Raw genomic sequence first — 13852 nt, 5'->3', positions numbered from 1 at the left:
CCTACCGGGCACGAAGTTCCACGGGCACAGTCTTAGAACTTGCGGATACGCTCAGCGTCAGCCATGAGGTTCTGCGTGAGCTTCTCCGCTTGAAGGCCACTCAAGTCGCAGCTGTCGAAGCGGGCCAGCCAATCAGCGCGAATGGCGGAGGAGTCGAACCAGGTTGCGCGCTCAGCCTCAATATCTTCGATGCCGCTTAAGGTGCGGCCGTCGCGGGTGCGGATCTCGAGGTCGTCGACAAGCGGTGCAATCGCTTGAAGTCCTGGGACGATGGCCTTAAAGCCCGACGTATGGGAAACCTCGTTAGTCCAGCGCGGGTAGCGGCTCACGCGCTGCGCCTCCAGATAGCGCTGGACCACGCCCAGCCTAGAGACCTCCTGCGCTACCGCCAGGCCCACGACCTTCACGCGAAAACCCGCAGACCGAAACTTGGCTATCTCACCCGCGATGAATTCCGGATTGGACAGTGTGTTCTCAATGATGAGGGAGTGCCCGTGCTGCCGGCCATACTCAATGAGCGAAGACATCCAAAAGGGGACCGGACCATTGGTAAGCACGTCCATGCGCAGGGGGTCGCGCTCCATGATCTCGTCGAGGGCCGGGTGCAGCTTCCGAATCTCATCGGAGTCAAGAACTGCATGACCATTCTTTACAGATTCAATAGCCGTTGATTTGCCTGACGCTGGCTGCCCCGCCACATAAATGACTTCTGGAGCAGACGTGCTGTGAGCATTCGATCGGCCGAAGTAGCTGGCTTGCAGAGTCTTTAGCCGTTGCTCCATAACCTGCGGATCAACGGGGAAGTCAGCGGCGGAAAGCATAAGCTATGCCGCTTTATGCTCGGAGGAGAGGGCTTCAAGCCGCTGCGCAAAGAGAGCCGCAGCGGCGCGGATGGCTTCAATGTCGGTTGAATCAACACCACTGACCATGTCCTCTACCAGCCAATTCTGACGAATCCACCATTGTGATTCAACATCGTTGCCTGCTTCAGCGGCCCTAGTGAGGTAGGCAGCTCTCAGCGAGGACGCAACCTCCTTCATGGCGTCGAAGGCTGCGTACTCGATCTCCGGGACTTTGGCGGTGCTCATGGCGCTAAGAATAGCAGCGCCAGGCCGGTTTTAGCCGTTGATGATCTGCGGGTAGGCCAGGCCCTTGAGACCCTCGGTGCCGAACTCCACGCCGTAGCCGGAGGACTTGATACCGCCGAAAGGCACGCGCGGATCCACCGCACCGTGGCTGTTGATCCAGGTGGTGCCAGCCTCCAGCTGTGCGGCAACTTCCAGAGCGCGCTCGCGGTTGGAGGACCACACGGAGGAGCCCAGACCCACATCGAGCTTATTGGCCTGCTCAATGGCCCAGTCGAGGTCCGTGTACTTCACAATCGGCAGTGCGGGACCGAACTGCTCCTCCACGACCAGCGGGTTATCCGGGTCGATGTCCGCCACCAGGGTGGTGGGGTAGAAGTAGCCCGGCGCGTCGTAGTCTGGGTCACCGCCCAGCAGAACACGGGCGCCGGAATCCTTGGCGGCATTGACGAGCTTGTCGACGATGTCGAACTGCTGCTTGTTCTGCAGCGGGCCGAGCACGTTTTCTTCCTCCAGGCCCACGCCCATCGGGGAGGCCTTGGCTACCTCGATGAGGGCTTCACAGACGGCGTCGTACAGCGACTCCGGCACGTACACGCGCTTCATCGCCGCACAGGTCTGGCCGGTGTTGATAAACGCGCCCCAGAAGAGGTCGCCGGCGATCTCCTTCGGGTCGGCGTCATCCAGCACGATGCCCGCGTCATTGCCACCGAGCTCCAGCGTAAGGCGGGTGAGGTTATCGGCGCTAGCCTCCACAATCTTCTTGCCGGTGGCGGTAGAACCGGTGAACATAATCTTGTCGACGCCCTCGTGGGTGGTCAGCGCCGCGCCAACCTCACCGGCACCAGTGACGACCTGCAGGATACCCTCCGGCAGAACGGAGTTGATGACCTCGATCAGCCCCAGTACGGACAACGGGGTGTACTCCGAGGGCTTGACGACGATCGCGTTACCCATTCGCAGCGCCGGTGCAATCTGCCAGACGGTAATCATCATCGGCCAGTTCCACGGACCAATAGCACCGACGACGCCGAGCGGGCGGTAGTTGACGGTGGCGGTGATGTCATCATCCACGGCGGTGTAGTTCGGGTGTTCAAAGGAAGCAGTAGCATTCAGCCAACCGGAGCAGGCACCGACCTCGAAACGGGCGTTCGGCCCGTTGAGCGGCTTGCCCTGCTCACGGGAGAGCAGCTCAACCAGCGCTTCCGCGTTGGCTTCCACAGCCGCAGCTACCTTGGTGAGAAGCTCACAACGTTCTTCGTCGCTAAGCTTGGCAAAGTCCTTCTGCGCTGCACGTGCAGTCTCCACCGCGGCGTTGAGGTCCTCCACAGAGCCTTCCGGCACGCGGCCGACAACCTCACCAGTTGCCGGGTTGAGGATTTCGCGTCCGTTCTCGTCCGTAATCGCGTTGAGCAGGTCAGCATAGGTAGCGAACTGAGTCATGAGATCTCCTTCTAAGGTGGTCAACAGCTTAGAACCCAAAGAAACTAAGCCAAGAGAAACTTCTTTTAGCTATGTTACCTGCGACACACTGAACCAGTTGACTATGCGCGCACACAATTTGTCCAAAAATGTGCCAGCTCTCACGATATGGTTCCACTTATGTCTGCTTCAGCTGTTGAGCATTTCGATATCGCGTCATGGCGCACCGCGTCATCCGGGTCTTTTGGCCAACTCGACGTGGACACCGAAGACCCTGCCACTTTTCACGCCACGCTGCGTTCAACGAAGGTAGGGGATATTTCTCTCTTCGACATGCGCACTTCCCCGCACACCGTGAATCGCTACAAAATAGCCGCCAACGAGGCCCCCTTTTGTAAGCTCAGCTTGCAAATCACCGGTTCCTCAACCATGAGCCAAGACGGGCGGACGTGTGAACTGCACCCAGGGGACCTAGCTCTGTACGTGACCCAGCGGCCCTACACGCTGCGCTATCCGGAAGATCAGAACACACTCATTGTGCACTTCCCGCAGAGCTTTCTCGACATTTCACCAGCGCAGATCCAACGCCTTACCGCGAACCCAATCTCCCGCTCACACGGCCTGGGCGCGGTAGCCGTCCCCCTCTTTGAGCAACTGGCAAAGAACCTCGATCTGCTCAAGGGACCCCACGCCACGGCCTTGGTCCGCTCCGCGCTCACCATGTTGGTGTCGGTTTTAGCCTCCGATGTGGCCGATGAGCCCTCAGCCGGCACGCTACTGTTCAACCAGGCCACCGCCTACATCGAACAGCACTTGAGCGACCCGGACTTAGGCCCCAACACCATCGCCCAAGCACTGTTCGTATCGGTACGCCATCTCCACGCCAAGTTCTCCGAACAGGGCCTCTCCGTGAGCAGCTACATCAGAACGAGGCGCCTAGAGCACATCCGCAGAGAGCTCGTGGACCCGCGGCACTCCGAGGAATCAATCAGCCACATCAGCGCCCGCTATGGCCTGCACGATCCCTCGCATCTCTCACGCATCTTCAAGGCGGAGTACCGCAAGTCACCGAGTGCGTACCGGGCTCACACGCAACCATTCGAAACTCCTTAAAGGACGACCTAATGCTTGATTACCCTCCGTCGATAAATCTCGCAGAATGGCGCCAGTTTTTGAGCGCCAAATTTTCTTCAATAAGAACAGCTGAAACAAAAGACTCCGATTTCCAGGCATCTTTCCTCGAATCAAACATCGGAAGCATACAAATCTACGGAATCCAATCTAACCCACATACTCTAGAAAGATCGCCGCAGCTTATCAGCCCTGAGAGCCCTCACGACGTCAAGTTCTATTTGCAGCTATCTGGCACAACAATTATTGAACAAGGAAAGCGGACTACGGCTTTAAAACCCGGTCAGCTCACTCTCTTTGTGACTTACCTTCCCTATACGATTCGCTTTCCTACCGCACAGCAAGGCCTTCTAGTGAAGGCCCCCGCCAGTATCCTCTCTCACCCGGAAAGCGTGATCGAGTCACTTGCTCTAACAATTTTGGACAGAGAAAAGGGAATTGGTTCAGTACTCTTACCGAGTTTCAGCCTTCTTGGAAATTGTCTTGAAGAAAATCGCAACACCGTACAGGCCGTCGAGTGTCTGCTCGAAGCAGTCATTTATGCCCTAATCGGAGCTCAACAGGCCGATCACCCACTAACCCATGACAGTACGTTTGAGAAAGCTACGGACTTCATAGACCGCCACCTCAGCGATCCTAGTCTCAATGCTGAAAGTGTAGCCAAGGCAATGTACATTTCTTTAAGAAGCCTTCAAAAACACTTTGCAGATCATCAACTCACCGTCACCAAATACGTCAAGTCTAGGCGCGTTCACTTAATCCGCAGAGATTTGGCCAACCCAGCTTTGAGCGATCTCTCAATCAGAGAGATCGCTCAAGCGCATGGATTGGTCCAGCCAAGTCACATATCTAGAGCTTTCAAAGAAGAATTTGGAATCAGCCCTAGAGCCTTCCGCTCTCACGCAGCTGATTAATAACCCGCCGCGCAGTGATGATCCCAGATTGAATTGCTCCATCCACAATCACCCCACGCCAACCGGGTGCAAAATCAGCTCCTGCAAAATGGATATCGGATTCGGAATCAATAAAATGGCTCCATCCATCTATGAACTGCCCCTTGCGTAGAGTTGCCCAAACTTGTTGAGTCCACTTATTGTTGCGCGGGGGTATCTAGTAACACCGTGGTGACTATCCAGTAACGGGATGGTGAGTATCGAGTAACACTTTGGGAGAAGATTCTTCTGACCGCGTGACAAAAGGGCTCGCGGCATAATCAGAGGAGTCCGATCGTGACTGATTACCGGGCCGTGATGGATCTTGTCTTACAAGGCTGGTCCGTCCGTCAAATCTGCTCGACTGTGCGTTGCTCGCATACCACAGTTCAAAAGGCCCGCCAGGCAATGGCGGCACACCAGATCGCAACCGATGAACAACTCGCCGGTATCACCGACGAAGAAATGGCCACATGGTTTGTTGATGGTCGAAGTCTTGCCCAAGGAGATTTCGTGCCCATCGACTTCGACGCGGTGGCTAAAGCACGCACCGGCCGAAACAAAGTCACTCTCCAAGTCTTGTGGGGTCGCTACACCACCCAACCTGCTCGTCCGTCTCAGCGTTACTACAGCTACGAGCGGTTCCGCCAGCTTGTCGCCGAACACGTTGATGCCACAGGACTTACCGCACGCATTACGCATATCCCGGCACACACTATGCAAGTCGACTGGGCCGGTACCACGATGCGGCTGTTTGACCCGATTGATGCCCGGGGTACAAAAGTCAGTATTTTCGTGGCGTCACTGCCATATTCGGGAATGCTGTTTGCCTGTGCTTGCCCGAACCAGCGGCAAGCGGCGTGGCTGTGGGCACATATCCAAGCGTTTGAATACTTCGGTGGCGTTGCTGAAGTCATTGTGCCTGATAATGCTTCGACAGCGTCACACGCAATTGGTGCTGCTGACCGCAACCGGCAGGTTAATTCCACCTACGAGGAATTCCTCGAGCATTACAACACTGCCGCGCTGCCTGCTCGTGCTCGGCGTCCGAAGGACAAGGCGAACGTGGAAGCGGCTGTCAAGATCATCACCCAAAAAGTCATCCATACCCTCCACGGGCATCAATGCGTTGGGCTTGATGAACTCAATGCACGCATCCGCAGCCTAGTTGACGATATCAATGACGCGGTCCCGTTTCGTGGCACCTACACCAGCAGAAGAATGCTCTTTAATGAGTTTGAACGTGATGTGCTTGGCCAACTTCCCACAACACCGTGGCAGCATACCGAATGGAAACGTGCGAAAGTCGCCCCCAACTTCCACATCACCGTCAATACTGCTCACTATTCGGTGCCCTACCAGCTCGTCGGCCGGACTGTCGATGTACGTATCACTGGCAACGAAGTTACTGTCTTTGACGCTGGGCAGCGTGTTGCCACCCACCGGCTTGCCCAAGCCCGGGGGATCTATGTCACTGACGTGGATCATATTCCTGCCAACATGGCTGATACCACAGGGCTGTGGACCAGTGACTACTTCTACCGTGAAGCGGCCAAGATCGGGCCAGCGACCCAGAAAGTCATCGCAGAACTCATCAGCGCAAAGGCAATCCCTGCCCAGGCGTATCAGTCGTGTCGAAACGTACTAAATATGGGCAAGCACGCCAACAAGGCGATTTTGGAACAAGCCTGTGCCCGCTTGATCGCACCTGATGGCGCAAGGAGGGCCGTGTCGTATACCGCGGTGAAAAACATGATGGCTGCGGTACGCAAAGACCAATCCACCCGCCCGACAGGCCATGATCTTGCGCCAACAACACCGCCTGAAACACCACCAGCAGTTCACGCACGTGATACCCGCGGCGCGTATCTGGGTGGGTCTGCCCAGTTCAGCATGGAAAACCTTAGGAAGAAAGGACCTTCGAAGTCATGACACAGCCACAACCAGCATCAGCATCAGCACGCTTTCTAGATGAATCGGTCCTGCCGATCTTTACCGATCTGCGAATGACGGCCTTCGGGCGAACCGTGATTGATATTGCCGCAGATCCTGTCTTCGACTCGTGGAGTTTTTCCGACAAGGTGCTCTACGCACTCGATAAAGAAGTCGCGGCCAAGCGTGAGAGACGAGTCAACAAATTACTCAAAGCATCCCGATCGCCAAATCTCGATGCATGTATCGAAGACATCACCTACGCGCCCAGCCGCAACCTCAACAAAGAGCAAATCACCAGACTCGCTCACTGCCAATGGTGTCAAAAAGCGCAAAGCATTGTCATCCTCGGCAAATCATCCGTCGGCAAAACCTACCTGGCCCAAGCACTGCTTACCGCCGCGTGCAGAAACGACTACTCCGCCCGTTTCTTCCGCACAGACACACTAGCCAACCAGCTAATGGTGCTACGCCATAATGACACAGCACGCATGGAGTTTCTTCAAGACCTGCACCTGGCAGACGTCCTCGTTCTTGACGACTTCCTAACAACCCCGATTGATGCTGCCACAGCACACCAGCTGCTCAATATTCTTGCCGAACGCGAACACCGGGGATCAACGATCGTGACCTCCCAGTTCACGCCCGATGAGTGGTACAAATCCATCCCGGACGCTGTCATCGCCGAGTCAATCCTGAATCGACTCGTCGTTGGCGCTGAGATCATCACACTGGAAGGACCCAACATGCGCCTAGAAGCCAACGCAGAATAGTTGCTCATAGTCAACGCCCGGGTGTTACTCAATACTCACCCGGGCGTTACTGCTTGCTCACCACGGCGTTACTAAATCCGTGGTCCTAACACACTTATCTTTCACCCAATCGTGACCCGTTGAATCGACAACTTCGACGCCTAATTCCCATGTATCCATGATTCGTTGAGCGTCCTCGACGCTATTAAGATCAACCTTGGTGTGGTCAGCACCAAATCCAACGAGAACTGTTGTTCCGTCGTCCATAAAGTACTCAGACCTGATTAACGACATTGGATAGTCTGCCCCAGCATAAGCAATTATTTTGTGATGGCCTTTAATTTTTATCCAAATCTTCGCGCCAGTTGAGTTCCACTTATCGCCGATAACGCGCTGCTGATCTTTACTGAGCGGTGGGTCGAACTCTATGTTTGTAAGCGCACCAAGCGGAACGGTGCTGATCACCTTGCTCGCTTCTTTGACTTCTCCAGTTTCAAGCGTGACTCGCACCCCTGAAGCAGTTTGCTCCACTTTCGCTACCGGAGACCACAGGTGCACTGAGCACCTCAAGTCGTTTCGAATGCTCTCGTAAAGACCTCGCATTCCATTATCGAGCTTAAACCTGAGGTTAATTTCATCGACCAATTTATGGCTATGGTCAGAAAGCGCTGCCCACTGTTTTGCCATTAGCGAAGAGCCCGTTCGCGGATCTCCGATGTATGCAGCCGACCAGAACCCTTCGACCATGTCTTGAATCTCTTGATCTACTCCTTCCTCATTAACGATGTCCATAACTGACTTTTGATCGAATTGCTTAAATGCTTCGACGTCTTGTGGGTCCGCACCATACTCATCTCGCAGGATTGCAAGCGGGTCGTGAGGGTTGGGGAAATACTTATCCGAGCCTTCGTAGATTACGTCTAGTGCAGGCATCATTTTTTCATCGGCTTCCCTTTCTGTAGCCCTGCGAACTTTGCCCTGAGTGACCCAGTAGGCGTCGTTATCGACTGGACTTGTGTGGATTCCTTGGTTATACCTCGTAATCTCTCCCCACATGTACGGCTGAAACCAATGAACCCATGTCGCACCCATTTCCAACGGGAGCCCCATTCGATCGTCCGTCCAAGCTCTTCCACCAATTCGGTCGCGTGCTTCGATAACTTCACAGTTCACACCTGCAGTTTGAAGTTCACGTGCTGCTACCAAGCCAGAGAATCCAGCGCCGATAACAATCACTTTGGAAGAATCCATCATCAATCCTCTCTGTCAGGGGGCACGGTATGTGATCCATACCGCTATGGGTTCTTATGGTGACATAGCTCTCCCGTAAAAACTTGACTAATAACGCCGACAACTTAGCGTTAAACGATCTTCGTCCAAGCCAAATGAGCCTCGCGTTGACAGAGAACAATCCGGTTTAACGCTCAATCCGCCGAATGAGAGCGACGATGGCTGTAAACTTCAAAAGTCCCCTTCCTGTGGGAAAGACCTTTCGTTAACTTGTCTGTTTGTGCCAATTAGGCCTTTACCGAGAAGCTCTCAGGGGAGTATCCCGCTAGCCCCATCGGGAGCAAGCAACGCAGTTGCGCGGTTTTGGCGCTTTCTATAGTTGAAAAGTCACCAAGTCCATCCGGACACAACGTCGAGTGCTCGAGCCCGAAAGCCCTTTAGGTCAAAGTACATAATCCTTCTCTGTCAACCGCGCACTCAGACATCGTCCACGCCGGTCCTATTTACTTGAGATTTCCGCAGCTAAAAGGCAGCCGCCGTGTCGTACGAATCGGCTCTAGTAGCGTTCCTCCACTTAAAACCGCCACGAGGGCTTCACCTCAATAGGAATGTCGCGGCCTTCTCAGCGACCATGATAGAGGGCGCATTAGTATTTCCCGTCGGTACAAGTGGCATTACAGAAGCATCGGCGATTCGAATCCCCTCGAGCCCGTAGACCTTTAGGGTGCGCGGATCTACCACGGCCATAGCGTCAATGCCCATCTTGCATGTGCCAACTTGGTGGTGGTACGTAATAGCGGTGCTACGAACGTAAGCCTCAAGATCATCATCGGATACAACTGGGCCCGGGTAGACCTCCTCAGGGCCCCATTCGGCCAATGCTGGCTGGCGGCCGACTTCACGGCACTGCTTCACCGAAGCTACCAATGCATCGACATCCGCCTGCACCGATAAAGCGCCGAAATCAATAGCAATAGGATCTGATGGATTTGGCCCCGTCAGGGTCAGCTCACCGCGACTGGCGGGCCTAACTATGCCACCCATTAGCGTGAAGCCGTTTTCTGGCCCCTCCATGCCCTCGTTGTACATAGGGATCGAGAAATAAAGCGGTTGAGTATCCGGGACGGCAGCGTCAGGACGCGACCTAGAAAACACGTGTACCTCGGCTGGCAGAACTTCCGGGATCGGTACTTCCTTTTTCGTTGTAGTGAATATAACGGGGGAGAGTAGGTGATCATGGAGATTCTTGCCTACGCCAGGGAGATCATGAGTCGATGGAATCCCCAACGCCTCGAGTTCTTCTGCCGGCCCAATACCGGAGCGCAAGAGGATTTCCGGCGAATTCAACGCTCCTGCGCATAGAATCGTCTCATCAGCACGAAGCTCCTGAAGCTCACCGGAAACTGCGGCAGTAACGCCAAGGATGGCACCGTCTTCGACGACTAGACCGTGGACATGCGCGCTTGTAATGATGGTTAGATTAGGGGCATTCTCGACCGGCTTCAGGTACGCGTGCCAGGTGTTGAAGCGGTTTCCATTGCGAACGTTCGCCTGAATCTTGCCCACACCTTCCACGTCACCGGAGTTGTAGTCCTTGTTGAGTGGAATACCCGCCTCCTGAGCTGCTCGGAAAAGGTCATTTTGAAGCGGGTGACGAGTGTAGTTCTCCATAACATCAAGCAACCCCTCGCTACCACGGAACTCCGAGGCGCCACCGTCAAAGTTTTCAATCGCCTTGAAAATGGGCAGCACGTCATCCCAGGACCAACCATCATTGCCCAAATAGGCCCAGGTGTCGTAGTCCTGCTTAGCACCACGGACCCAAATGGTTGCGTTGAGCGCATGCGAGCCGCCCATCACCTTTCCGCGAGGAATGTGCAGACTCCGGCCCGCCGCCCCCGGTTGAGGAACCGTATGATAATTCCAGTCTTGAGGTGAACCCCATAGGAGTCCCAAGGTGTGCACCTTCTCGATGTCGGGATTAACGTCATAATCGCCAGCTTCTAGAACTGCGACGCTCTTTCCCGCATCGATTAGTCGACGGGCAATAACGCAACCGGCTGACCCAGCTCCTACAACGATGTAATCAAACTGCTTGGTTTCTTCTTGAGACATTTTCAAACCTCCCTGGGTGCAGACGACTCTTCGTGAGCCGCTTACCGGGAGTATATTCTGCGTCACATTCAGTGGCTTTGAGTGATAGCACACATACTTTGGATATGCGCGCAGAATGTCAAGCAAAAAGAGTTTGAAGAAAAAGAAAGCCGCCCCGTAGGGCGGCTTACGCAGTGCACGGAGAAGCTATTGCACTATTTATGCATTCGCATAAGGATCACGCACACCGATGTACTGCAACGACGTGTACTCGTCGATGCCCTCGGCGCCGCCCTCACGGCCCATGCCGGACTGCTTCACGCCACCGAATGGGGCAGCGGCGTTGGAAATGACGCCGGCGTTGAAGCCCATAAGGCCGAATTCGAGGCCGTCACCGACGCGCCACATGCGGTCGGAGTTCTCGGTGAAGACATAGGACGCCAAGCCGTATTCCGTGTCGTTAGCAATCTCAATCGCTTCCTTCTCATCGGAGAAGGTCAGGATCGGAGCGATCGGGCCGAAAATCTCCTCCTGTGCCACGCGGGCATCGCGGGAGACGTTTGTCAGCACGGTCGGGGAGTAGAAGTACCCCTTGCCCTCACCCGGCTTACCACCGATGAGGACCTTGGCGCCCTTCTCCACGGCATCGTCGACAAGCGCGGTGATGTTATCGAGTGCCTTCTGCTCCACGAGCGGGCCACAGGTAACGCCCTCATCGAGGCCGTTGCCCACCTTAAGCTCACCAATGCGCTTGGCGAACTTCTCCGCGAACTCTTCCGCGATGGATTCGTGAACGATGAAGCGGTTAGCAGCGGTGCAAGCCTCACCGATGTTGCGCATCTTGGCACCCATCGCGCCTTCGACGGCCTGGTCAATGTCGGCGTCCTCAAAAACGATGAACGGAGCGTTGCCGCCCAGCTCCATCGAGGTACGCAGGACGTTGTCGACAGCTGCCTTGAGCAGGGTCTTGCCCACCGGGGTAGAGCCGGTGAAGGAAACCTTGCGCAGGCGGGAATCCGCCATGATCGGCTCAGAAATAGCAGAGGCGGACTTGCCGGACACCACGTTGACCACGCCCGCCGGAACGCCGGCATCAATCATGGTCTGCGCGAAGTACTGGGTGGTGAGCGGTGTGAGCTTGGCGGGCTTGACCACCATGGTGCAACCAGCAGCGATGGCCGGGGCAATCTTGCGGGTGGCCATAGCCAGCGGGAAGTTCCACGGCGTAATCAACAAGCAGGGGCCTACCGGCTTGCGGCGGGTCACCATGCGCAGGGTGCCCTCCGGTGCCGGGAGCGTGCGGCCGTAATCGCGGACGGCTTCCTCGCTAAACCAGCGCAGGTACTCAGAACCGTAGGTGACCTCACCGTAGGACTCCGCCAGCGGCTTACCCATCTCCAAGGTCATTAGCGCAGCGAACTCGTCCTTACGCTCCTGCACCAGGTCGAAGGCGCGGCGCAGCAGGTTGGAGCGCTCACGGGTGGACGTGCGTGCCCACTCATCCTGCACGGCACAGGCGGCGTCCATAGCCTTCTTTGCATCCTCAGAGGTAGCGGACGCAAGGGTAGCGATAACCTCACCGGTGGCTGGGTTTTCCACATCGAAGGTGGAGCCATCGGAGGCGTCTACCCATTCGCCGTTAATGAGCAGGCCGGTCGGAACCTTGGCCAGCAGCTCGTCAATATTGACCTTGTTGTTTTCACTCATGATTCTTTTCTACCCTCCTAAAGTGAATTTGTCTGCGAGTTGGCGTGCCGCACCAGAAAGAAGTTGAACATCAGCACCAACCAGCGCAAATGATGCTCCAGAATCAAGATATTTCTGCGCCTGTTCGAGGTTAAAAGCGTTAACGCCTACCTTCTTTCCAGAAGCGCGCACGACCTCAAATGTGTGGTTCACGGCTGCGAGTACCTCCGGATGGGTCTGCTGACCCAACAGCCCCATGGAGGCTGCCAAATCAGACGGGCCCACAAAGATCTGGTCCACACCATCGATAGCCACAATGTCTTCGACATTGTCCACGGCCTTCGCGGATTCAATCTGGACCGTCAGGCTGACCGTCTCGGAAGCGTTGGGGAGATAGTTCTCCACACCATTCCACCGCGAGGACCGCGCCAAGGCAGAACCTACCCCGCGCACTCCACGTGGTGGATAGTGCATTGCCTGCACAGCCGCTTCAGCTTCCTCGGGCGTATCAATCATTGGCACCATCAGATTTTGCGCGCCGAGATCCAGGTACTGTTTAATAAGCGCGGTGTCATTGACGGGGATGCGAACAACGCGCGTGATGCCATAAGCATCGGTCGCGCGCAGCAGGGACAGAACTGTCTCTAGGCCATAGGGGGCATGCTCGCCGTCGATCAGCGTCCAGCTAAATCCAGCCGAGGCGATGATCTCCGCCGCAGCCTCTGACCCGGAACAGATCCAGGCACCCACGAGCGGCTGCTCTGCCTTCGCAAGAACGTCCGCAAACGTCGGCGGCAACTTTACTGGAATCGGCATGTGATGGACCCCAACTTTCCATAGTCAGCGTGGACAGTATCGCCCGGTTCAACCCACATGGGCTTGGTGAAGGAACCGGCCAGAATGATGTCGCCGGCGGCGAGGCTATCGCCATGCGCATGGAGCTTGATGGCAAGCCAGGCCACTCCCATTGCCGGATGGTTGAGCACGGCCGCGGCCACACCAGTATCTTCGATGGATTCGTTGCGGTAGAGAAGTGCGGAGACCCAGCGCAGATCGACGTCTGCGGGATCCACCGGGTTGCCGCCGTAGACCATGGCGCCCAGTGCCGCGTTGTCCGAGATGGTATCGACGATCGTGCGGCCTTCCATCTCGATGCGGGAGGAGAGAATCTCTAGTGCTGGAACAACGTATTCCGTCGCACGAAGGACGTCGAAAATACTGCAATTCGGTCCCTTCAGCTCATCCTTGAGCACGAAAGCCAGCTCGACCTCGATGCGAACGTTGGAGAACTGCGCGTGCTCGATGGTCGAGCCATTCTCATAGACCTGGTCCTCAAAGATCGCACCGTAATCCGGTTCGGTAATTCCCGTGGCTTCCTGCATGACCTTCGAGGTCAGGCCAATCTTACGGCCGACGAGACGGCGCCCGTCTTCGATGCCGCGGCGCACCCACTCGCGCTGTACCGCGTAAGAATCCTCGATGCTCATCTCCGGGAAACGGGCGGTCAGCAGCGGAACCATTGAACGGTCCTTTTCGGCCTGCGCCAGTTCATCTGCAATAGCGATGTGCTGTTTTTCATCCAGCATGT

At 55.8% G+C, this 13852-nt stretch carries 13 protein-coding genes; 4 read left to right on the top strand and 9 right to left on the bottom strand.

Annotated elements, in window-relative coordinates; translation table 11 throughout:
* Window positions 1–32: 32 nt before the first annotated feature.
* From I6J72_RS11715 to I6J72_RS11705, 3 genes are read right to left on the bottom strand one after another with little or no spacing between them, the layout of a single operon-like run.
* The gene (locus tag I6J72_RS11715) at window positions 33–821 is read right to left on the bottom strand and encodes a zeta toxin family protein (protein WP_204099307.1); all 789 of its coding nucleotides are present in this window, start codon (window positions 819–821) and stop codon (window positions 33–35) included.
* Window positions 822–824: 3 nt separating this feature from the next.
* Window positions 825–1088 (bottom strand): hypothetical protein, encoded by a 264-nt coding sequence (locus I6J72_RS11710; protein ID WP_204099306.1) that lies wholly within the window; start codon window positions 1086–1088, stop codon window positions 825–827.
* A 30-nt stretch (window positions 1089–1118) separates the two neighbouring features.
* Window positions 1119–2528 (bottom strand): aldehyde dehydrogenase family protein, encoded by a 1410-nt coding sequence (locus I6J72_RS11705; protein ID WP_204099305.1) that lies wholly within the window; start codon window positions 2526–2528, stop codon window positions 1119–1121.
* A 159-nt stretch (window positions 2529–2687) separates the two neighbouring features.
* Here I6J72_RS11705 and I6J72_RS11700 point away from each other — a divergent pair, with 159 nt between their 5' ends.
* Window positions 2688–3620, top strand: coding sequence for a helix-turn-helix domain-containing protein (locus I6J72_RS11700; RefSeq protein WP_204099304.1), 933 nt, complete (start codon window positions 2688–2690; stop codon window positions 3618–3620).
* Window positions 3621–3631: 11 nt separating this feature from the next.
* Window positions 3632–4552 (top strand): helix-turn-helix domain-containing protein, encoded by a 921-nt coding sequence (locus I6J72_RS11695; protein ID WP_204099303.1) that lies wholly within the window; start codon window positions 3632–3634, stop codon window positions 4550–4552.
* Here the strand turns inward: I6J72_RS11695 and I6J72_RS11690 are convergent.
* Window positions 4521–4748, bottom strand: a complete 228-nt coding sequence (locus I6J72_RS11690; RefSeq protein ID WP_204100516.1) for an FAD-dependent oxidoreductase — start codon at window positions 4746–4748, stop codon at window positions 4521–4523. The genes I6J72_RS11695 and I6J72_RS11690 overlap by 32 nt on opposite strands.
* Before the next feature lie 119 nt (window positions 4749–4867).
* Between I6J72_RS11690 and istA the strand changes: the two genes are divergently transcribed.
* Window positions 4868–6502, top strand: coding sequence for an IS21 family transposase (istA, locus tag I6J72_RS11685; protein ID WP_204098642.1), 1635 nt, complete (start codon window positions 4868–4870; stop codon window positions 6500–6502).
* Entirely contained in the window at window positions 6499–7275 is a 777-nt protein-coding gene (locus tag I6J72_RS11680; protein WP_204098643.1) for an ATP-binding protein, read from the top strand. Before istA ends, I6J72_RS11680 begins: the two co-directional genes overlap by 4 nt.
* A 57-nt stretch (window positions 7276–7332) precedes the next feature.
* Here the strand turns inward: I6J72_RS11680 and I6J72_RS11675 are convergent, their stop codons facing one another.
* The 5 genes from I6J72_RS11675 to hpaH form a co-directional block, all read right to left on the bottom strand.
* Entirely contained in the window at window positions 7333–8508 is a 1176-nt protein-coding gene (locus tag I6J72_RS11675; RefSeq protein ID WP_204099302.1) for an NAD(P)/FAD-dependent oxidoreductase, read from the bottom strand.
* Between the two features lie 570 nt (window positions 8509–9078).
* Window positions 9079–10599, bottom strand: a complete 1521-nt coding sequence (locus I6J72_RS11670) for a GMC family oxidoreductase (protein WP_204099301.1) — start codon at window positions 10597–10599, stop codon at window positions 9079–9081.
* A 198-nt stretch (window positions 10600–10797) separates the two neighbouring features.
* Window positions 10798–12285 carry an NAD-dependent succinate-semialdehyde dehydrogenase gene (locus I6J72_RS11665; RefSeq protein ID WP_204099300.1) on the bottom strand — a complete coding sequence of 496 codons (1488 nt, stop codon included), beginning with the start codon at window positions 12283–12285 and terminating at the stop codon, window positions 10798–10800.
* 9 nt (window positions 12286–12294) lie between these two features.
* Window positions 12295–13080 carry an HpcH/HpaI aldolase/citrate lyase family protein gene (locus I6J72_RS11660; protein WP_204099299.1) on the bottom strand — a complete coding sequence of 262 codons (786 nt, stop codon included), beginning with the start codon at window positions 13078–13080 and terminating at the stop codon, window positions 12295–12297.
* Window positions 13065–13850 (bottom strand): 2-oxo-hept-4-ene-1,7-dioate hydratase, encoded by a 786-nt coding sequence (gene hpaH / locus I6J72_RS11655; protein WP_204099298.1) that lies wholly within the window; start codon window positions 13848–13850, stop codon window positions 13065–13067. The genes I6J72_RS11660 and hpaH overlap by 16 nt, the downstream gene beginning before the upstream one ends.
* Window positions 13851–13852 lie beyond the last annotated feature (2 nt).

Origin of the sequence: Corynebacterium sp. FDAARGOS 1242 (genome assembly GCF_016889985.1) — a bacterium.
Classification (GTDB): domain Bacteria; phylum Actinomycetota; class Actinomycetes; order Mycobacteriales; family Mycobacteriaceae; genus Corynebacterium; species Corynebacterium minutissimum_B.
This window is presented reverse-complemented; position numbering and strand designations above follow the sequence as displayed.

Coding starts and splice junctions, on each gene's coding strand:
- I6J72_RS11715 (WP_204099307.1), bottom strand. CDS start 821: ATGCTTTCCGCCGCTGACTTCCCCGTTGATCCGCAGGTTATGGAGCAA.
- I6J72_RS11710 (WP_204099306.1), bottom strand. CDS start 1,088: ATGAGCACCGCCAAAGTCCCGGAGATCGAGTACGCAGCCTTCGACGCC.
- I6J72_RS11705 (WP_204099305.1), bottom strand. CDS start 2,528: ATGACTCAGTTCGCTACCTATGCTGACCTGCTCAACGCGATTACGGAC.
- I6J72_RS11700 (WP_204099304.1), top strand. CDS start 2,688: ATGTCTGCTTCAGCTGTTGAGCATTTCGATATCGCGTCATGGCGCACC.
- I6J72_RS11695 (WP_204099303.1), top strand. CDS start 3,632: ATGCTTGATTACCCTCCGTCGATAAATCTCGCAGAATGGCGCCAGTTT.
- I6J72_RS11680 (WP_204098643.1), top strand. CDS start 6,499: ATGACACAGCCACAACCAGCATCAGCATCAGCACGCTTTCTAGATGAA.
- I6J72_RS11675 (WP_204099302.1), bottom strand. CDS start 8,508: ATGATGGATTCTTCCAAAGTGATTGTTATCGGCGCTGGATTCTCTGGC.
- I6J72_RS11670 (WP_204099301.1), bottom strand. CDS start 10,599: ATGTCTCAAGAAGAAACCAAGCAGTTTGATTACATCGTTGTAGGAGCT.
- I6J72_RS11665 (WP_204099300.1), bottom strand. CDS start 12,285: ATGAGTGAAAACAACAAGGTCAATATTGACGAGCTGCTGGCCAAGGTT.
- I6J72_RS11660 (WP_204099299.1), bottom strand. CDS start 13,080: ATGCCGATTCCAGTAAAGTTGCCGCCGACGTTTGCGGACGTTCTTGCG.
- hpaH (WP_204099298.1), bottom strand. CDS start 13,850: ATGCTGGATGAAAAACAGCACATCGCTATTGCAGATGAACTGGCGCAG.